Source organism: Pseudomonas sp. BF-RE-21 (assembly GCF_019947305.1).
Taxonomy (GTDB): domain Bacteria; phylum Pseudomonadota; class Gammaproteobacteria; order Pseudomonadales; family Pseudomonadaceae; genus Aquipseudomonas; species Aquipseudomonas migulae.
In genome coordinates, this window is sequence record NZ_JAGYGF010000003.1 from 119,609 (window position 1) to 134,501 (window position 14,893).

The following is a 14,893-nucleotide window of genomic DNA, read 5'->3' on the forward strand; positions in this document are numbered from 1 at the left end:
CCCATGCCCGCCCACAACGCCAGGGTCAGTAACACCTGGCCGGGAATCACATAAGCGGCAAACGGTCGCCCGCCGCTGCACCTGTCAGCCCATTGGTTTCGTTCATTGGGTTGTCATTCGCATGAAGCCCCCCGGTGCAGGCCCAAAGCGTTACTCCACGAGGTCGGCGCGAACCTGTTCGCCCTTGGGGCAGTCCGCTCGAGGGGGAATAGGCCAGGCGTGCGGCGCGTCGATACGGGCCTTGAGTTGGCCAACGAAGGCCTGCGCTTCGCTCAGGCTATTGAAGTTCACTTCCAGGGCATCCATGCACACGACCCAGCAATGGCTTGCCGGTTTCTCCGTGATATCAATGATCATAGATACCTCCGTTCTACTTCGAGAATAAAGCCGGACAGCCTCACGGCGTAATCGCGATCTTCATCACACCGTCCTGTTGGTGGGCAAACAACTCATATGCCGCCTCGATATCATCGAGTTTGAAACGGTGTGTCACGAGCGGTGACAGGTCCACACCACCACTTTGCACCACCGCCATCAAGCGGCGCATGCGCTCCTTGCCGCCGGGGCACAGGGTGGTGACGATGCTGTAGTCCCCCAACCCTGCAGCAAAGGCATCGAGGGGGATGCGCAGATCGCTGGAGTAAACGCCGAGGCTGGACAGTCGCCCGCCCGGACGTAGCACCCGCAACGCGGATTCGAACGTCCCCTGGGTCCCCAGTGCCTCGATAGACACATCGACACCCCGACCATCGGTCAAGGCCATGATCTGCTCGACCACGTTACCGTCCTTGAAGTTAACGACATGGGTCGCGCCCAACCGTCGCGCGACGCTCATCCGCTCGGCCACGGCATCGACGCCAATGATCGTCGTCGCGCCTTTGAGGCGTGCACCAGCCACCGCGCAGAGGCCTATTGGACCAAGGGCAAACACGGCAACAGTATCGCCGATGGTCACTTCACCCCGCTCTGCCCCGGAAAATCCGGTGGACATAATGTCCGGGCACATCAACACCTGCTCGTCACTAAGCCCGTCGGGAATCGGGCACAAGTTGGCAATGGCGTCCGGTACCAGCACGTACTCGGCCTGGCAGCCGTCAATAATGTTGCCGAACTTCCACCCCCCGATGGCGCGAAAACCATGGCGGGTGTCCGGGCCGTCCTGTGAACCGCAACCACAGAGGCAGGCATAACTTTGTCCGCTGGGCGTAATGGCACCGGCAATCACCCGCTGACCTTCGACAAAACCGCGTACTTGGGAACCCAGGCGCTCAATAGTGCCCACCGGCTCGTGGCCTACAGTCAAACCTTTGGCCACTGGGTATTCACCACGCAAGATATGCACGTCGGTGCCACAAATGGTCGTGGTGGTGATACGGATCAATGCATCCTGCGGCCCGACTTCAGGGATGGGTTTGTCTTCCAGCACGATCCGGTTCTGCTCAACGAAAACAGCCGCTTTCATGGTTCCCATGGTGATCCCTCCTATGCCGAGCCAACGTTCAGTTCGAGTCCAAAGACTGCGCTGGGTTAACGGACGAAAGATTGATAATGGTCAACAATTTCGTGACTGGACCAGCCCCGGACAACCGCACGTCGGGCCACATCGTCCGTCTCCCCTCCCATTGACAAAGATCAAACCCTATGACCCGTTCCACAGCAGGATAAGTGCAAGGCTTCACTGCCCAATGCCTCAGCCATTGGGGCAAGAAACAGCGCGATTACCTACCGGAGAGTTGTCATGTCTGATCAATCACGTTTCATGCTGATCGTCTCGCCGTTGATGGAAAATAGCCCTGCCTTCGACCGGGCCGCCGCACTGGCCAAGGCAGCAGACGCGGCACTACACATCGTGGCGTTCGATTACCTCGAAGGGCTGGCGACGGCTGGAATGGTCAACGAACAAGCGCTGGAACAGATGCGGCTGGGCTATGTCGAGCGCCATCGTCAATGGCTTGAAGACCAGGCTAGACCGTTGCGCAAAATCGGGGTTCACGTCACCACTGAAGTGGTCTGGGTGGAGCGGCCGTTGCAGGAAATCCTCGTTCATCTCAAAGAACAGCCGATGGCCGTATTGATCAAGGCGCTAGAACACGAATCCCTGCTGTCACGCCTGATGTTTACCCCGCTGGATATCCATCTGCTACGTGAATGCCCTGTACCGCTGCATTTTGTCAGCCATATGCACCATGCTTTGCCACGAAAAATCGTCGCCGCCGTCGACCCTTTCCACTGTGATGACCAATACAAAGGTTTCAACGACAGGATTTTGCGCGAGGCGTCAAAACTGGCCACTACCTGCAACGCCGAACTCGACGTGATCTACGCCCATGACCTTTCATCCATCAGTGCAGATGAATTCGGTTTCAGCAATGGTTCGGCATTTTTTTCTTCGAGCAAAGCCAAGACCCTGTTCGACGCGCAAGCGGACGCGTTCCGCGAGCTTTCGGAGCGCAACGGTATTGCGCCGGAGCACCAGCACATGATCATGGGCAATCCGGCCAAAGTGCTTTCCAGCTATGCCGAGGCTTATGACACCGATGTGATTGTCATGGGGCGCATAGGCCACCGCGCCATGGAGCGATTAGTCGGCAGCACCGTGGAACATCTGCTGTACAAGATGCCCTGCAGCGTGTGGGTGGTTTCGCCGGAAATAATTTGAACTATAGATAGTTGCCTATCAAAAGAAATACGTTACGGGAGAATAAGGAGAGAGCACTCAACCGACCTAAGTCACCAACCTGCTTCTTGTCTGCCTACTTTCCCCAGTACCCTTAATTGAGGGGGCCGATACTATTGAACGGGTGCGGAACCACTCAGTGGTTCCGGGGTATGTACCTAACTTCACACCGTTTAGTACCCAGACGGGCGACAAGGCCTGCAGATATGTGATCGACCTCTATCAGGACATCTTCAACACAATAGGTCGATGGCTGTCCTTGGTGACAGGCAGTCATCGGCCAAGAGCCGTCGGTGGGCGAAGCGATGGTGATTGAATAGCTATTCAGCAATGTCACCACTTGCCAATATCGTCCAAATCCTGGCCGGCCTTCTTGCCACGTTCTTACTCGGTCTGACTTGACGCATGCGTCGAAGTCAATGTCTCTGCCACCGTCAAGCAGCACTCTAGCAAACGTAATCGCGGTGTTTCTTGGCGTCTTTGTCGCACGCTACGGTTATGCGCTGACGATGAGTGTTCTATGCTGAGACAGACCAGCCCTAAAACCCTGCAGTCGGGGGATGCTTTACGATGAAGCAGCATACCGCCCCTCACTCCGCGTCAGGTATTCAAGGAAACCGTGATGGGAAACATGCTCGGGAATATTATCGGTGCCCCAGCATCGTCTTCGTTGTAATGATCCCGGACTGCCCACTAACGTCCGTCATACGCGAAGACATCAGGAGAATGCGATGGCCGACTCGAGCGAGAAAATGAGCCTCATGGGGCTCACCACACTGGTGACGGTAAACATGATGGGGTCGGGCATCATCCTGTTGCCAACGAGCATGGCGCAATTGGGAGCCGTGTCGCTGTTGTCATGGATCGTCACCGCCATCGGGTCCATGGCAATCGCCTATTGTTTTTCCCAGTGCGGGATCTTCTGCCCGCGACCGGGCGGGTTGTCCGCCTACACTGAAGAGGCGCATGCCAAATCCGGATTCTTCATCTGTTCGTATCTGTACTTTCTTTCGCTGGCCATTGCCAACGTGGCCGTCGCGATTTCCGCAGTGGGGTACATGACATCCTTTGTGCCCTGGCTGGGGAGTGGTGCCATTCCGCTGCTCGTCGGTACGGTTGGTCTGCTCTGGTTGACCACGGTGGCTAACTTCGGAGGCCCGGGCATCACCGGCAAGATCGGTGCAATTACCGTCTGGGGTGTCATCATCCCGGTCGCTGGCTTGAGCATTATCGGTTGGTTCTGGTTCAAGCCCGACGTATTCGTAGCCGCCTGGAACCCGAACAACTTGCCCATTCAGGACGCCATCAGCAAGGCGATTCCGCTGACACTGTGGGCTTTCCTCGGCATGGAGTCGGCGGCGCAAGCCTCGGGGGCAGTGGAAAATCCCAAGCACACCGTGCCGCTAGCCTGTCTGCTCGGGACGCTGGGTGCGGCGGTGGTCTACGTACTGTCGACCACGGTCATCCAAGGCATCATTCCCAATGCCGAACTGGCCAACGCCTCGGCCCCCTTTGCTCTGGTCTATGCGCAGATGTTCAATCCCATGGTCGGCAATATCATCATGGCGCTGGCCGTGATGGCCTGTGTCGGATCGCTGCTGGGCTGGCAGTTCACCCTGGCGCAAACGGCCAAGATGACCGCGGACCAAAAAATGTTTCCATCCCTGTTCAGCAAGGTCAGTGTACGGGACGCACCCATCATCGGCATGCTCGTCTGCGGTGTGTTGCAGACATTGATGGCGTTGTCGACCATTTCGCCCAATGCCAGCGCGCAATTCACGAAACTCGTCAGCCTGGCGGCAGTGACCAACCTGATTCCTTACGTGACGGCAGCCACCGGTCTGCTGGTCATGATGTACAAGGCCAACGTCAGTGCTGGTGTATACACACGTAACACGATCCTGTTGCTGATTGCCGTGGCGTACTCCCTGTATGCCCTCTTTGCCTGCGGCAAAGATGCCGTATTCGGTGGCCTCATTGTCCTTGCATTCGGCTACCTGCTTTATGGCTTCCTCTCCAAGCGTTTTGTCGATAAGCCTACAACCGCGCAGTCCGAGGCCGACAATCCCTGACTGCAATTTTCGGTCAACAAAGGCATCCGAATGCGGGGGACTAGGGTATGAACGTAAAATTGACCAAAGGCATCAACTTGCTGCTCATCTGCCTGTTCACACTGATGCCGGTGCTAGCCAGTGCCAGTACCCTGGAACGCGTGCGGATGAGCAACACTTTTAACCTCGGCTACCTGCCGGACTTCGCACCTTTTAGCGTCCATGCGGGCGACAAAGCCAGCGGCTTCGCCATCGAGCTTTGCCTGAAAATCGCCGACAAGGTGAAGATCGAACTGGGTTTACCAGCGTTGCAGGTGCGCTTCCATCCCGTCACCGTCGCTGAAGAGATGAATGCCGTCAGCTCGGGCGAAGTCGACATCCTGTGCACGCCGACGCCACCCACTTTGGAGCGCCGGCAACGGGTGAGCTTTTCGGTGCCCATCTACACGGCGGGTCTTTCTGCAGTGGTGCGCCAGGATGCTCCAGAGGCCTTGCTCAATGTACTAAACGGTAAAGTAGCCCATACCGGCCCGACATGGCGTGCGACGGTCAACCATGGACTGGCCAACCAAACCTTTGCTGCCATAGCCGGTGGCGTTACCGAAGCATGGATCCGTCAGCAAATTCGATTACTCGGGGTAGTGGCCACCCTGATCACGGTCGAGAACACTGAGGAGGGCCTCAAACGGGTCGCCGAAGGCAAAGCGGATGCTTTTTTCGCGGACCGCATGATGCTGAAGAGTCTTCTCGCCCAGCCCCCCTCCTCAGGCAATCTGCTCCTGTTGGATCGGGTATTCGAGTATTCGCCGACATCGATGGCGGTTGATCGAAACGATGAAAATTTCCGTCTGCTGGTCGACACCGTGTTGAGTGAAATGTATCGAACGGGTGAGATGGAGCATGCATACGTCAACTACCTGGGAGGCGTCAGTAACATGGACAGGAAGCTGTTCAAGGTTTATGCGATCCCGTAGCGGCAGCCTAATATCAGGCCTCATAAATGCGTAGTGTCTTGCTATCGCCGCCTGCCCCCCGAATGTGGCTTGAGCGTCAGCCGCACCCCTTTGCGGTCATTCGCGAAGGCAGAAAACGGCCAATAGGAGCCAGTCGCAAGTGTCTAGTAACAAGATTCGAGGACCCTGTATTTATTTTCATTAGTGTCAGGATGCCCCACTACATGGCATAAAAACGTTTGCTCACTGTTGAAAGTCTCCTGGACTGCTCTACGCTCCACGATAGGACGTCCCGACCAACTCGCAGACTTGGCCTGACATTGGTGCCCTGTTAGTAATACTCAGCCCCAAGACTGTACCGAGGCCCTCAGCTGATGACATGGGGAGCGTCCTGCCTCTCCACCGCTAATTGTGTCAAATGGAGAATTGCAAATATTCGGCCTATAGGTGGTCCCTAAATTGAACGAATTCATTCCTGACGCTGTGCGGTTGTCGCAAATCTTTTCACAAGCAACAGCCCCTACGTTTTTCCTCGGTGCAATAGCTGCGTTCGTTTCGTTAATGACTTCGAGGTTATCAGTTGTCATAGACCGTACACGGGTACTCAATGCTATCCCCGAAGACGACCAGAGGCGTGCGCACCTCAGGGCCGATCTGGAGCGATTGAGGCGGCGGGCTGAATTATTAAACGCTGGCATCCTGTCTTCTTTGCGCGGTGGACTTTGCGCCACCCTGCTGCTCGCAATCATCTTTTTAACTGAGTTCATGGGCTTCAAGTACGCCTATGGTGCCGGCCTTCTTTTTGTAGTTGCCACATACTTCCTCGGTGTGGGTCTATTTCGCTTCGCCCAAGAAGCTAAAATCAGTGTCAGTGCGGCGGATGAACACCTCTGACCGATTCAAATTCTTGGTGCTAAGTCCGGAGCCCCCGAGGCACTGTCCCCAGACGCGACGAATTTCCCCTGACTTCGGGGGCATCTCCGACAGTCCGCTATAGGTTCATTACAACCCTTCGTGACAGACTGCAATCGGCCGATTGTGACGAAAAAGTCGGCCGGGCCTGGCTAGCAATGCATTGAACGGTGAAAGCATCTTTTTTTGCACGCAGCTACATCAAATCTGGTCCTGAATCTTCTGCGCAAGACTCGGACTTTAATCTCAAGCGCGTACTTTTCAGCCAGGCAACCGAAGTCGATTTTTTCAACAGCATTGGCTCAATGTGAAGTCTTCCTGGTCATTGCTCGAATCAAAAGTACCGTCATGACTCCGTGCAGGATGACCACGGGCCACAAGAGAACCCCACTCGAATTGCCCGAGATGCCAACGTAGGTGAGATACACCGTCACGGCTGCGTTATAGATCAACATGCCGAACAAGGGTGAGCCGGGCCAGCAGGCGATGGCCAATGCGATGAGGGCGATACCGGCAATGCGGACGATGACGCCCGTAAGTTCAATGCCAAGCAAAAGTTGCCCTACCAGCGACGGGACAAGTATCAGCGCCACGCCAGTGGCTGCCTCGATGATCGCGGTGAAAACAAGCAGTCCTTTCATCACATGGGCGCTCCGTTCCGGGCTGTATAGGTGCAAGACTGGACGCCTTGGGAAAGTAGTTAATCCGATTGCGACTAAGCCTTAGTGCTTATCGTGATTAGCCTTGGTGGAAAGTTCCGGTACAGCAGCAATACTCCACTCTGCTGCGAAAACCTCTCACAGTATAATGTGGGGCAATAAGTCATGAGCTTAAGCGCCTGCGAAGCGAAAGAATCTCGACTTTCGTTAATCAAACGATGCCTTCATCAGCCGCTATTACACTTTCTAATCGCCGGTTTTGCACTCTTTGTGCTGTACGGAGGTTTACACCGCTCAACCCTTGATCAAGATCCGCAACGCATCGAAATCACCCCTGAAGTTGTTCAGCGGATCGCGATTTCCTGGCTGGCGCGATGGCAACGACCCGCATCGGAGCAACAGTTGCAGGGCCTAATTGATGAATATGTGAAAGAGGAAATCCTCTATCGCGAAGCACTGAAACTTGGCCTGGATAGAGACGACACTATTATTCGCCGCCGACTGGCGCAAAAAATGGATTTCCTCGCCGAAGATGTCGCCTCACTTCGCGAGCCTGCACCCGGTGTGCTTGATGCCTGGTACAACCAGCATCAGGACCAATATGCCCCACCACCACTTGCGACCTTCCGTCATTTGTTCTTCGCCAAGGACAAACGCGGCTCGGATGCTCAAGTGCAGGCTCAGGCTGCATTAAGTGGCCTGACAGACAAAAACAGTGGTGAAGGCGATGCCTTCATGTTCAAAAGCGCCTACACAGAACAATCCCAGGATCAGGTGGCGCGGGTCTTTGGTTCAAAGTTCGCCATTTCATTGTTTAAGCAAACGTCGGGTAGTTGGGTGGGGCCTGTGGAGTCAGGTTTTGGTTGGCATCTGGTGTGGATTGAAACGCTGGCCAAACCACCGACACCGCCCTTCGAAACCGTGGCCCAGCAGGTCAAGTCCGATTGGTTGTCCAAGCAACGCAGCGAATCGAAACGCACGAATTTCGATGCACTCAAAGCCCGCTATGAAGTCGTGGTGATGATGCCGGCTTCCGACAGTGGCATTGCCGCCAGACCAACGGAGCGGCCGTGATGAGACGCAGGGTCTGGCTATTGTTGCTGCTCGGGTTCATGGGACTGAGCGCTATGGCCCATGAGTCGCGTCCCGCGTACCTGGAACTCAACGAAACGACTGCCGGGCGTTATGACGTACTGTGGCGCACGCCGGTGCTGTCAGGCATGCGATTGCCGATTGCACTGCGGTTTGCCGAAGGTGTACGCACTGTCGTTGACCCGGTGGAAGTCCAACTGAACGACTCACTGATAGAGCGCCGGGGCATTGATGCCGGTCCCGCCGGTCTGGTCGGGCAGCGTATCGAGTTTGTCGGCCTGCAAGCGAGCATCACCGATGTGCTGGTGCGTGTCTCGCCCCTGGACGGCAGCCTGGCCACCACCCTCGTCCACCCTGCGCAACCCTGGATAGAAATCGCTGCCACGCCGGGAATGTTCTCGGTGGCTGGTGCGTTTCTGGTCCATGGCATCCAGCACATCCTGGGGGGCTTCGATCACTTGCTGTTCGTCTTCGGTCTCCTGCTGCTGGTGGGTAATGGCTGGATGCTGGTAAAGACCATCACCGCGTTCACCCTCGCCCACTCCATCACCCTGGCGCTCGCAGCATTGGGGGCGGTGCGGCTGCCCGGCCCGCCTGTGGAGGCGACGATTGCGCTGAGCATCCTGTTGCTGGCGGTGGAAATCGCCCGCAAGAACCGTGGCGACGTCAGCTTCACAATCCAATGGCCATGGGTGGTGGCGTTCTGTTTTGGCTTGTTGCATGGCTTCGGTTTTGCAAGTGCGCTGGCGGAAATCGGTTTGCCGCAGCGCGACCTGCCGCTGGCGCTGTTCACCTTCAATGTCGGCGTCGAGATCGGCCAACTGATGTTCGTCGCCGTCGTGTTGAGCCTGCGCGCATTGTTGCTGCGTTGTCGACTGCCGAAAAGCGCAGTCCTGTATGCCCGACCGATGGCTTCTTACGGGCTGGGTACGCTGGCTGCGTTCTGGTTTTTCGAAAGAGCCTCGAGTTTCCTGCCCTGAGTTGCTCCCTGTCATTGCCGTATTCCGGAGACGTGGAATATGAAAACCCCTGCACACTTTACCGTGCCAACACTGTTCGGTTACGCCGTGTTAACGGTCAGCACGCTGGCCTTGGCAGAGGGCAACCCGGATCGCGAGGTTTACTTCGGCCAGACGCACTCTCACAGTTCCTGGTCGATTGATGCCTACCTGATCGGCAACCACCAGGTCGATCCCGAACAGACGTACCAATTCTCGCTAGGGATGCCGATCAAGCATCCCATGGGGTTTGAAGTGCAACTCAAGGGCCGACCGCTGGATTTCCATGGCGTAACGGATCATTCGGAATATGTAGGCGTGATCGCCCTGGCCAACGATCCGAAGTCAGACTTCAGCAAGCTGCCCATCGCGCAAAAGCTGATGGTCAAGACCCCGGAAGATTTCAACCGGGTATTCAAATGGATCGCCGGCAGCTTGAGCCACCCGATCAAGGAACTGATTGACCCCAAGGTCGCCGGCAATATCTGGCAGCAGAACATCGCCATCGCCGACAAGTACTACAAGCCCGGCAAGTTCACCACCTTTGTCGCCTATGAATGGACCTCCGCCCCCAACAATCAAAACATGCACCGCAATGTGTTTTTCCGCGATTCGAAGAAGGTGCCGGACCTGCCTTTCACGGCCCTCGATTCGGACAAACCGGAGGATTTGTGGGGCTGGATGGACGATCAACGCAAAAAAGGCAACGAAGTGCTGGCCATCTCCCACAATGCCAACCTCAGCAACGGCCTGATGTTTCCGGTGGACGTAGATGACCGTGGCCGCCCCATCGATACAGCCTGGGCCGAGACGCGGATGCGTAATGAATCCCTCACGGAAATTCACCAGGTCAAGGGCACCTCGGAAACCCATCCTGAACTATCGCCGACCGACGAGTTTGCCAATTATGAAATCATGAATTTCCTGCTTGGCATGGACAACAGCACATCGAAACTCAATGGCAGCTACATCAGGCAAGCCTGGCAAAACGGCATGGCCTTGCAGGAGACCCGTGGCTACAACCCCTACAAAATGGGCGTGGTCGGCGCCAGCGACTCGCACAACGGGGTGATCCCCTATTCGCAGGACAACAACTTCGGTTCCCACGGCTTTACCGACAGCACCCCGGCGGCGCGCATTTCCGGCAAACAGAACTCGGGCATGGTGGCCTTGCAAACCAGTACATCCGGCTTGGCTGGCGTGTGGGCTGAGGAAAACACCCGTGAATCGATCTTCGATGCCATGAAGCGCAAAGAAGTTTATGGCACGAGCGGCGTGCGCATCCCCGTGCGCATGTTTGGTGGCTGGGGCTTCGACGGCAGTCTGTGGAGCGATAAAGACTGGGTGCATGCCGCTTACGCCATGGGCGTTCCCATGGGCAGCGACTTGCCGGCAAGAACCGGTAAACAGGCACCGTCCTTCGTGGTTTGGGCGGTCAAGGATGCCGACGATGGCAACCTGGACCGAATCCAGATCATCAAGGGCTGGACCAAAAACGGCCAGACCTTCGAGAGGATCTACGACGTCGCCTGGTCCGGTGATCGCCAACCGGACCCGGTCACCGGCAAAGTCCCGCCGGTAGGCTCAACGGTCGATGTGTCCAAGGCGACCTACACCAATACCATCGGTGCCACCGAGCTGAAAAAAGTCTGGGGCGATCCGGATTTTGATCCGGCCCAGCACGCGTTCTACTACACCCGCGTGCTACAGATTCCGACCCCGCGCTGGAGCACCTATGACGCGGCCAAGCTGCAAGTACCGCCGCCGGCCGACGTCTCGACCACTGTCCAAGAACGTGCTTGGACCTCGCCCATCTGGTACACGCCGACAGTTGAGGACAGTAAGCTTGTCGCTGCTGGCAAAACCATCGATCAGCTGAAATCCGAAGGCGCCAAAGCGCTCACTAACGAGCAGCTGCAAGCCTACGTGGTGGGCAAAACCATCAAGGTGCGTAATACCGTCACCGACCAGACGTTCGAGATAGTCTATGGCACCGATGGCCAACGCCTGGTCACCAGCATCGATGGAAAGCCGCCTACGCAAGGGGAGTATCTGAACATGCTGCATGACGGCCAGTTTGGCGTGCCGGCCAAATATGAGATCAAGGACGGACATCTAGTGACAACATTGGGCGGCACACCCTTCGAGGCCACGGTATTCGAGCAAAACGGCAAATACATGGCGGCTCGCAGCAACGAGTTCGGCTACGTGAATTATGAGGTTGAGGAGGTCAAGTAGCGCCGAGGCCAGCACCGATGCTCTGCATCCATCGGTGCTGGCCGATTGACGCGCAATGACTGATCAATAGGGTGCGTGGGGGCAACTATTGATGAGACACATCGACAGGTGGACATCAGCTACGCTCATTCAAAAATGGATTTGCCGAGGTCGTTATGCAAACCAGAACAACCGCCTTGCCCGCCCTTACGCTGCTTGCGTTTTGCTGTCAGCAAGCGTGGGCTGGCGGCATCATGCTCTACGAAATCGGCACCGATAACGCCGGCCTCGCCAACGCCGGTGCAGCCGCCCGCGCCCAAGGCCCTTCGACAATCGCCAGTAACCCCGCGGGCATGAGCTACCTGCCGGGCACGCAGATCACCGGCGGTTTGCAAGTGCTTTACGGTGACCTGACCTTCGATCGAGATTCCGGCACCAATGGTCCCGGCAGCGGAAGTGGCAACGCCCTCGATCCAATTCCTGGCGGCAGCTTCTTCATCACGCATGAGATTGACGATCACTGGAGTGTCGGTTTCGGCCAGTACGGCGATTTCGGTCTTGCGGTCAATTATGACAACGACTGGTCCGGGCGTTACTTCGCGCAAAACTCCAGCCTGCTCGGTTTGTCCCTTGTGCCCAGCGTGGCATACCGCTTCAACGAACAATGGTCGGTGGGCGTGGGAATCAAGGCCATGTACGGCATGTTGCAGGCGCAAACGGCTATCGACCGCTCCCCTTTCGGTTCCACCGACCGCATGGACGGTCAGTACAAATACGAGGATGGCGCCTGGGGCTATGGCGCCAACGTTGGGGTGATCTACGCCCCCCAAGCCGGCACGCGCATCGGCCTGACCTATACCAGCAAAGTCGACCTGAACTTCGAAGACCGGCTGGATGTGAAAGGCGACGGCCGTCTGCTGGAGCGCGTCAACAACATCAGTACCAAACTCGACACGACAGTGCCGCAGACCGTGACCCTGAGCCTTTTCCAGCAACTGGACCGGCAATGGGCGTTACTGGCCTCAGCCAACTGGCAGGACTGGTCGGAGTTCGGCGATATCGGCGTACAGGTCGACACCACCGCATTCGGGGCGCAATCGAAATCGGTCGACGCCGGTTTCAAGGACACCTGGCACTTGTCACTTGGCGCGCAGTACCAAGCCACTGAGCAATGGCTGTGGAATGTTGGTGTGGCCTACGACAGTAGCGCAGTATCAGACAGCAAACGCAGCGTAATCGTGCCCATGGGCGAATCTTGGCGGATTGCCACAGGAGCCACCTATGCTCTGAACAGGGACACCGATGTCAATGTCAGCTGGGCCATGGTCTGGCTCGGCGACATGCCGGTGGACCAGACCAAGTCGATCTCGGGCAATCAAATCTCCGGTCAGTTTGACAATGCCTGGATTCAAGCGCTGACCGGCAACATGACCTGGCGATTCTGAAGCGTTGCTGACGAAAAAAACAACTTTATCCGTGGAGCACTCACCACTATGAACCTGTCCCTAAACCTGCTCGTCGGTGCCGCACTGGCCGGTCTGTTGCTCGGCGGTTGCACCTCGCAAGTCACCGAACGAGATCAATACTCCGGTTTCCTCCCCAACTACAACAATCTGCAAGAAGTGACGACTACCTCTGGCGAGAAAGCCATGCGCTGGGTGAGTCCGTCATGGAACCCTAATGCGTATGACACAGTAGTGTTCAACAAACTAGAACTCTATCCGGCGCCCAAACCCAACGAGCGGGTCAACCAGCAGACACTCGACGAATTGCAGAACTACATGACCAACAAGGCCAAAGGCGTGCTGGACCAGAAATACCGAGTGGTATCGAACGAGAGCGCAGCACCCGTCGGGTCAACCCCTCTGATCCTTCGCGCAGCGATCACCGGGGTGAGCGCCTCGAATGAAGGCATGAAATGGTATGAAGTGGTGCCGGTTGCGGCCGTAGTCGGAGCGACCCAAGCTGCCACTGGTCATCGTGATCAGGACACCAACCTGTTCATCGAAGCCGAGTTCATCGACGCGAAAACCAATCAAACCGTGGCCAAAGTAGTGCGCAAGGTCTTTGGCAGCCAGCTTTCGAACGAGAGCCAGAAAGTCACCACGAAGGATTTCAAAGCCGCGATCGATAAATTGAATGCTGATCTCCGGGCATTTATCCGCAGTTGATTTCTGGCGCAGACGAGTGCATATGTCGGGGGCCAACATCCCGCACCGACCCTGCCCAACGAAGCCGAGGTATTACGCACAGAACCGACGCGCCCTAATGTGCGGCTGGGCGAAATCCTGCTCGATGCCGCGATCATGAAGCAATTCATCGAAGGTGGGTCTCGGACGCAAGTGACGCTTCTGCCGGAGTGTCTGGGCGATTACGTAGCCGAACAAAGTCCAGTCCGACTGGTCAACGTTTTCGTCGATGAGCTCGACCTGGGTGTACTAGGGTTTGAAAGTGTTGATCCTGCTGCAAAGGGGCGTCCGGCCCACCATCCTGTGATAGCGCGGCTTGCCGGTCTTTATCCATCGAATCAGACCAGGTGATTCTCTATTTTCCTGAGCCACCACCGTGCATTAGTAAACAACCAGCATTAGACGAATGTCTCACTAATGGATGAATGGAATGTAGCGTAAGCCCTAAGTTTCAAAGCCCTCCACCGAAGCGAAACTGCCAGACGATGCCAATGACATCGTATTCGCTGCCCGTGCGAGTATGTCCGCCATTACTCGCATTCAGCTTTACCGAATGGTTCCGGTTCAACGGCAGCGTGAGGGCGCATCCGTAGCGTGTGTTTTCCTGAAAGTCGTGGTTATCAACGCCATCGATTGAAGTACTCCCGCCAGCGAAGTAGGTCACATCCAGCGCCACCCAAACACCGTTGCTAAAGGCATAGATAAGATGCCCCTGTACTTGGTAAATCGGGTTCTGGGAAAATGTGTGGTCGCGGATGAACTCGTCATTGTCGGTGTAAAAGGTTCCCGCACCGGATAACTCCAAGGTCACTGGCCCCAGACGCTTGGAAATCCCTAGTTTGGGCTTGAATGACCTGCGGTTGTTGCCGAGATTTATCAGCCTGCTTGCGTTGTATTGGCCGAGTGGCGCCGTGATCGCCAGGTTGGCGCCGATAATCACATCCTGTTGATAGCTGGGGATTCAGCCAAGGACATCGTCGGGGCGCCATATAAGTTGACCGAGAACCGGAATCTTGGATTCGATCAACCCCGTAACATTACGTTCCTTGGGTTCACCGGCCAATAGGGCAGAGCCCGTCAATTTGGCCTCAGGCACGATGATATCGAACTTCCCGGAGCGGCCCCAGGTGTCCAGGGATCTGGCA

Annotated in this window: 13 protein-coding genes and 1 pseudogene; 10 read left to right on the forward strand and 4 right to left on the reverse strand. The window is 56.4% G+C overall.

Annotated elements, in window-relative coordinates; all coding sequences use genetic code 11:
* Positions 1 to 150 precede the first annotated feature (150 nt).
* Together KGB25_RS03725 and KGB25_RS03730 are read right to left on the reverse strand one after the other, a co-directional pair.
* Positions 151 to 357, reverse strand: coding sequence for a hypothetical protein (locus KGB25_RS03725; RefSeq protein WP_223434272.1), 207 nt, complete (start codon positions 355 to 357; stop codon positions 151 to 153).
* A 40-nt stretch (positions 358 to 397) separates the two neighbouring features.
* Positions 398 to 1,471: an NAD(P)-dependent alcohol dehydrogenase gene (locus KGB25_RS03730; protein WP_223434273.1), complete on the reverse strand. Its 1,074-nt coding sequence runs from the start codon at positions 1,469 to 1,471 to the stop codon at positions 398 to 400.
* 267 nt (positions 1,472 to 1,738) lie between these two features.
* On the opposite strand from KGB25_RS03730, the gene KGB25_RS03735 reads away from it, so the two are divergent.
* The 4 genes from KGB25_RS03735 (at position 1,739) to KGB25_RS03750 (ending at position 6,575) form a co-directional block, all read left to right on the forward strand.
* Positions 1,739 to 2,659, forward strand: coding sequence for a universal stress protein (locus KGB25_RS03735; RefSeq protein ID WP_223434274.1), 921 nt, complete (start codon positions 1,739 to 1,741; stop codon positions 2,657 to 2,659).
* A 749-nt stretch (positions 2,660 to 3,408) separates the two neighbouring features.
* Positions 3,409 to 4,749: a putrescine-ornithine antiporter gene (potE, locus tag KGB25_RS03740; protein WP_223434275.1), complete on the forward strand. Its 1,341-nt coding sequence runs from the start codon at positions 3,409 to 3,411 to the stop codon at positions 4,747 to 4,749.
* Between the two features lie 47 nt (positions 4,750 to 4,796).
* The gene (locus tag KGB25_RS03745; RefSeq protein WP_223434276.1) at positions 4,797 to 5,702 is read left to right on the forward strand and encodes an amino acid ABC transporter substrate-binding protein; all 906 of its coding nucleotides are present in this window, start codon (positions 4,797 to 4,799) and stop codon (positions 5,700 to 5,702) included.
* Positions 5,703 to 6,140: 438 nt separating this feature from the next.
* Positions 6,141 to 6,575 carry a DUF2721 domain-containing protein gene (locus tag KGB25_RS03750; RefSeq protein ID WP_223434277.1) on the forward strand — a complete coding sequence of 145 codons (435 nt, stop codon included), beginning with the start codon at positions 6,141 to 6,143 and terminating at the stop codon, positions 6,573 to 6,575.
* A 320-nt stretch (positions 6,576 to 6,895) separates the two neighbouring features.
* Here KGB25_RS03750 and KGB25_RS03755 read toward each other — a convergent pair whose 3' ends face one another.
* Positions 6,896 to 7,234 (reverse strand): hypothetical protein, encoded by a 339-nt coding sequence (locus KGB25_RS03755; protein ID WP_223434278.1) that lies wholly within the window; start codon positions 7,232 to 7,234, stop codon positions 6,896 to 6,898.
* 183 nt (positions 7,235 to 7,417) lie between these two features.
* On the opposite strand from KGB25_RS03755, the gene KGB25_RS03760 reads away from it, so the two are divergent.
* The 6 genes and pseudogenes from KGB25_RS03760 to KGB25_RS03785 form a co-directional block, all read left to right on the forward strand.
* The gene (locus KGB25_RS03760; protein ID WP_223434279.1) at positions 7,418 to 8,326 is read left to right on the forward strand and encodes a peptidyl-prolyl cis-trans isomerase; all 909 of its coding nucleotides are present in this window, start codon (positions 7,418 to 7,420) and stop codon (positions 8,324 to 8,326) included.
* Positions 8,326 to 9,324 carry a HupE/UreJ family protein gene (locus KGB25_RS03765; RefSeq protein ID WP_223434280.1) on the forward strand — a complete coding sequence of 333 codons (999 nt, stop codon included), beginning with the start codon at positions 8,326 to 8,328 and terminating at the stop codon, positions 9,322 to 9,324. The genes KGB25_RS03760 and KGB25_RS03765 overlap by 1 nt, the downstream gene beginning before the upstream one ends.
* 39 nt (positions 9,325 to 9,363) lie before the next feature.
* On the forward strand, positions 9,364 to 11,580 hold the full coding sequence (locus KGB25_RS03770; protein ID WP_223434281.1) for a DUF3604 domain-containing protein: 2,217 nt from the start codon (positions 9,364 to 9,366) through the stop codon (positions 11,578 to 11,580).
* A gap of 155 nt (positions 11,581 to 11,735) precedes the next feature.
* A complete protein-coding gene (locus KGB25_RS03775; RefSeq protein ID WP_223434282.1) occupies positions 11,736 to 13,004 on the forward strand; it encodes an OmpP1/FadL family transporter in 1,269 nt (422 codons plus the stop codon).
* 48 nt (positions 13,005 to 13,052) lie between these two features.
* Complete coding sequence (locus KGB25_RS03780) at positions 13,053 to 13,730, forward strand: DUF3313 domain-containing protein (RefSeq protein ID WP_223434283.1); 678 nt, start codon at positions 13,053 to 13,055, stop codon at positions 13,728 to 13,730.
* Between the two features lie 135 nt (positions 13,731 to 13,865).
* Positions 13,866 to 14,057, forward strand: a pseudogene (locus KGB25_RS03785) (IS5/IS1182 family transposase); the annotation flags it as partial.
* Between the two features lie 142 nt (positions 14,058 to 14,199).
* Here the strand turns inward: KGB25_RS03785 and KGB25_RS03790 are convergent.
* Positions 14,200 to 14,688 (reverse strand): transporter, encoded by a 489-nt coding sequence (locus tag KGB25_RS03790; protein WP_223434284.1) that lies wholly within the window; start codon positions 14,686 to 14,688, stop codon positions 14,200 to 14,202.
* Between the last annotated feature and the right edge of the window lie 205 nt (positions 14,689 to 14,893).

Bases quoted from the DNA above. Each gene is read 5' to 3' on its own strand.
- KGB25_RS03730 (WP_223434273.1), bottom strand. From the start codon at position 1,471: ATGGGAACCATGAAAGCGGCTGTTTTCGTTGAGCAGAACCGGATCGTG.
- KGB25_RS03745 (WP_223434276.1), top strand. From the start codon at position 4,797: ATGAACGTAAAATTGACCAAAGGCATCAACTTGCTGCTCATCTGCCTG.
- KGB25_RS03765 (WP_223434280.1), top strand. From the start codon at position 8,326: ATGAGACGCAGGGTCTGGCTATTGTTGCTGCTCGGGTTCATGGGACTG.
- KGB25_RS03760 (WP_223434279.1), top strand. From the start codon at position 7,418: ATGAGCTTAAGCGCCTGCGAAGCGAAAGAATCTCGACTTTCGTTAATC.
- KGB25_RS03780 (WP_223434283.1), top strand. From the start codon at position 13,053: ATGAACCTGTCCCTAAACCTGCTCGTCGGTGCCGCACTGGCCGGTCTG.
- KGB25_RS03775 (WP_223434282.1), top strand. From the start codon at position 11,736: ATGCAAACCAGAACAACCGCCTTGCCCGCCCTTACGCTGCTTGCGTTT.
- KGB25_RS03755 (WP_223434278.1), bottom strand. From the start codon at position 7,234: ATGAAAGGACTGCTTGTTTTCACCGCGATCATCGAGGCAGCCACTGGC.
- potE (WP_223434275.1), top strand. From the start codon at position 3,409: ATGGCCGACTCGAGCGAGAAAATGAGCCTCATGGGGCTCACCACACTG.
- KGB25_RS03735 (WP_223434274.1), top strand. From the start codon at position 1,739: ATGTCTGATCAATCACGTTTCATGCTGATCGTCTCGCCGTTGATGGAA.
- KGB25_RS03725 (WP_223434272.1), bottom strand. From the start codon at position 357: ATGATCATTGATATCACGGAGAAACCGGCAAGCCATTGCTGGGTCGTG.
- KGB25_RS03770 (WP_223434281.1), top strand. From the start codon at position 9,364: ATGAAAACCCCTGCACACTTTACCGTGCCAACACTGTTCGGTTACGCC.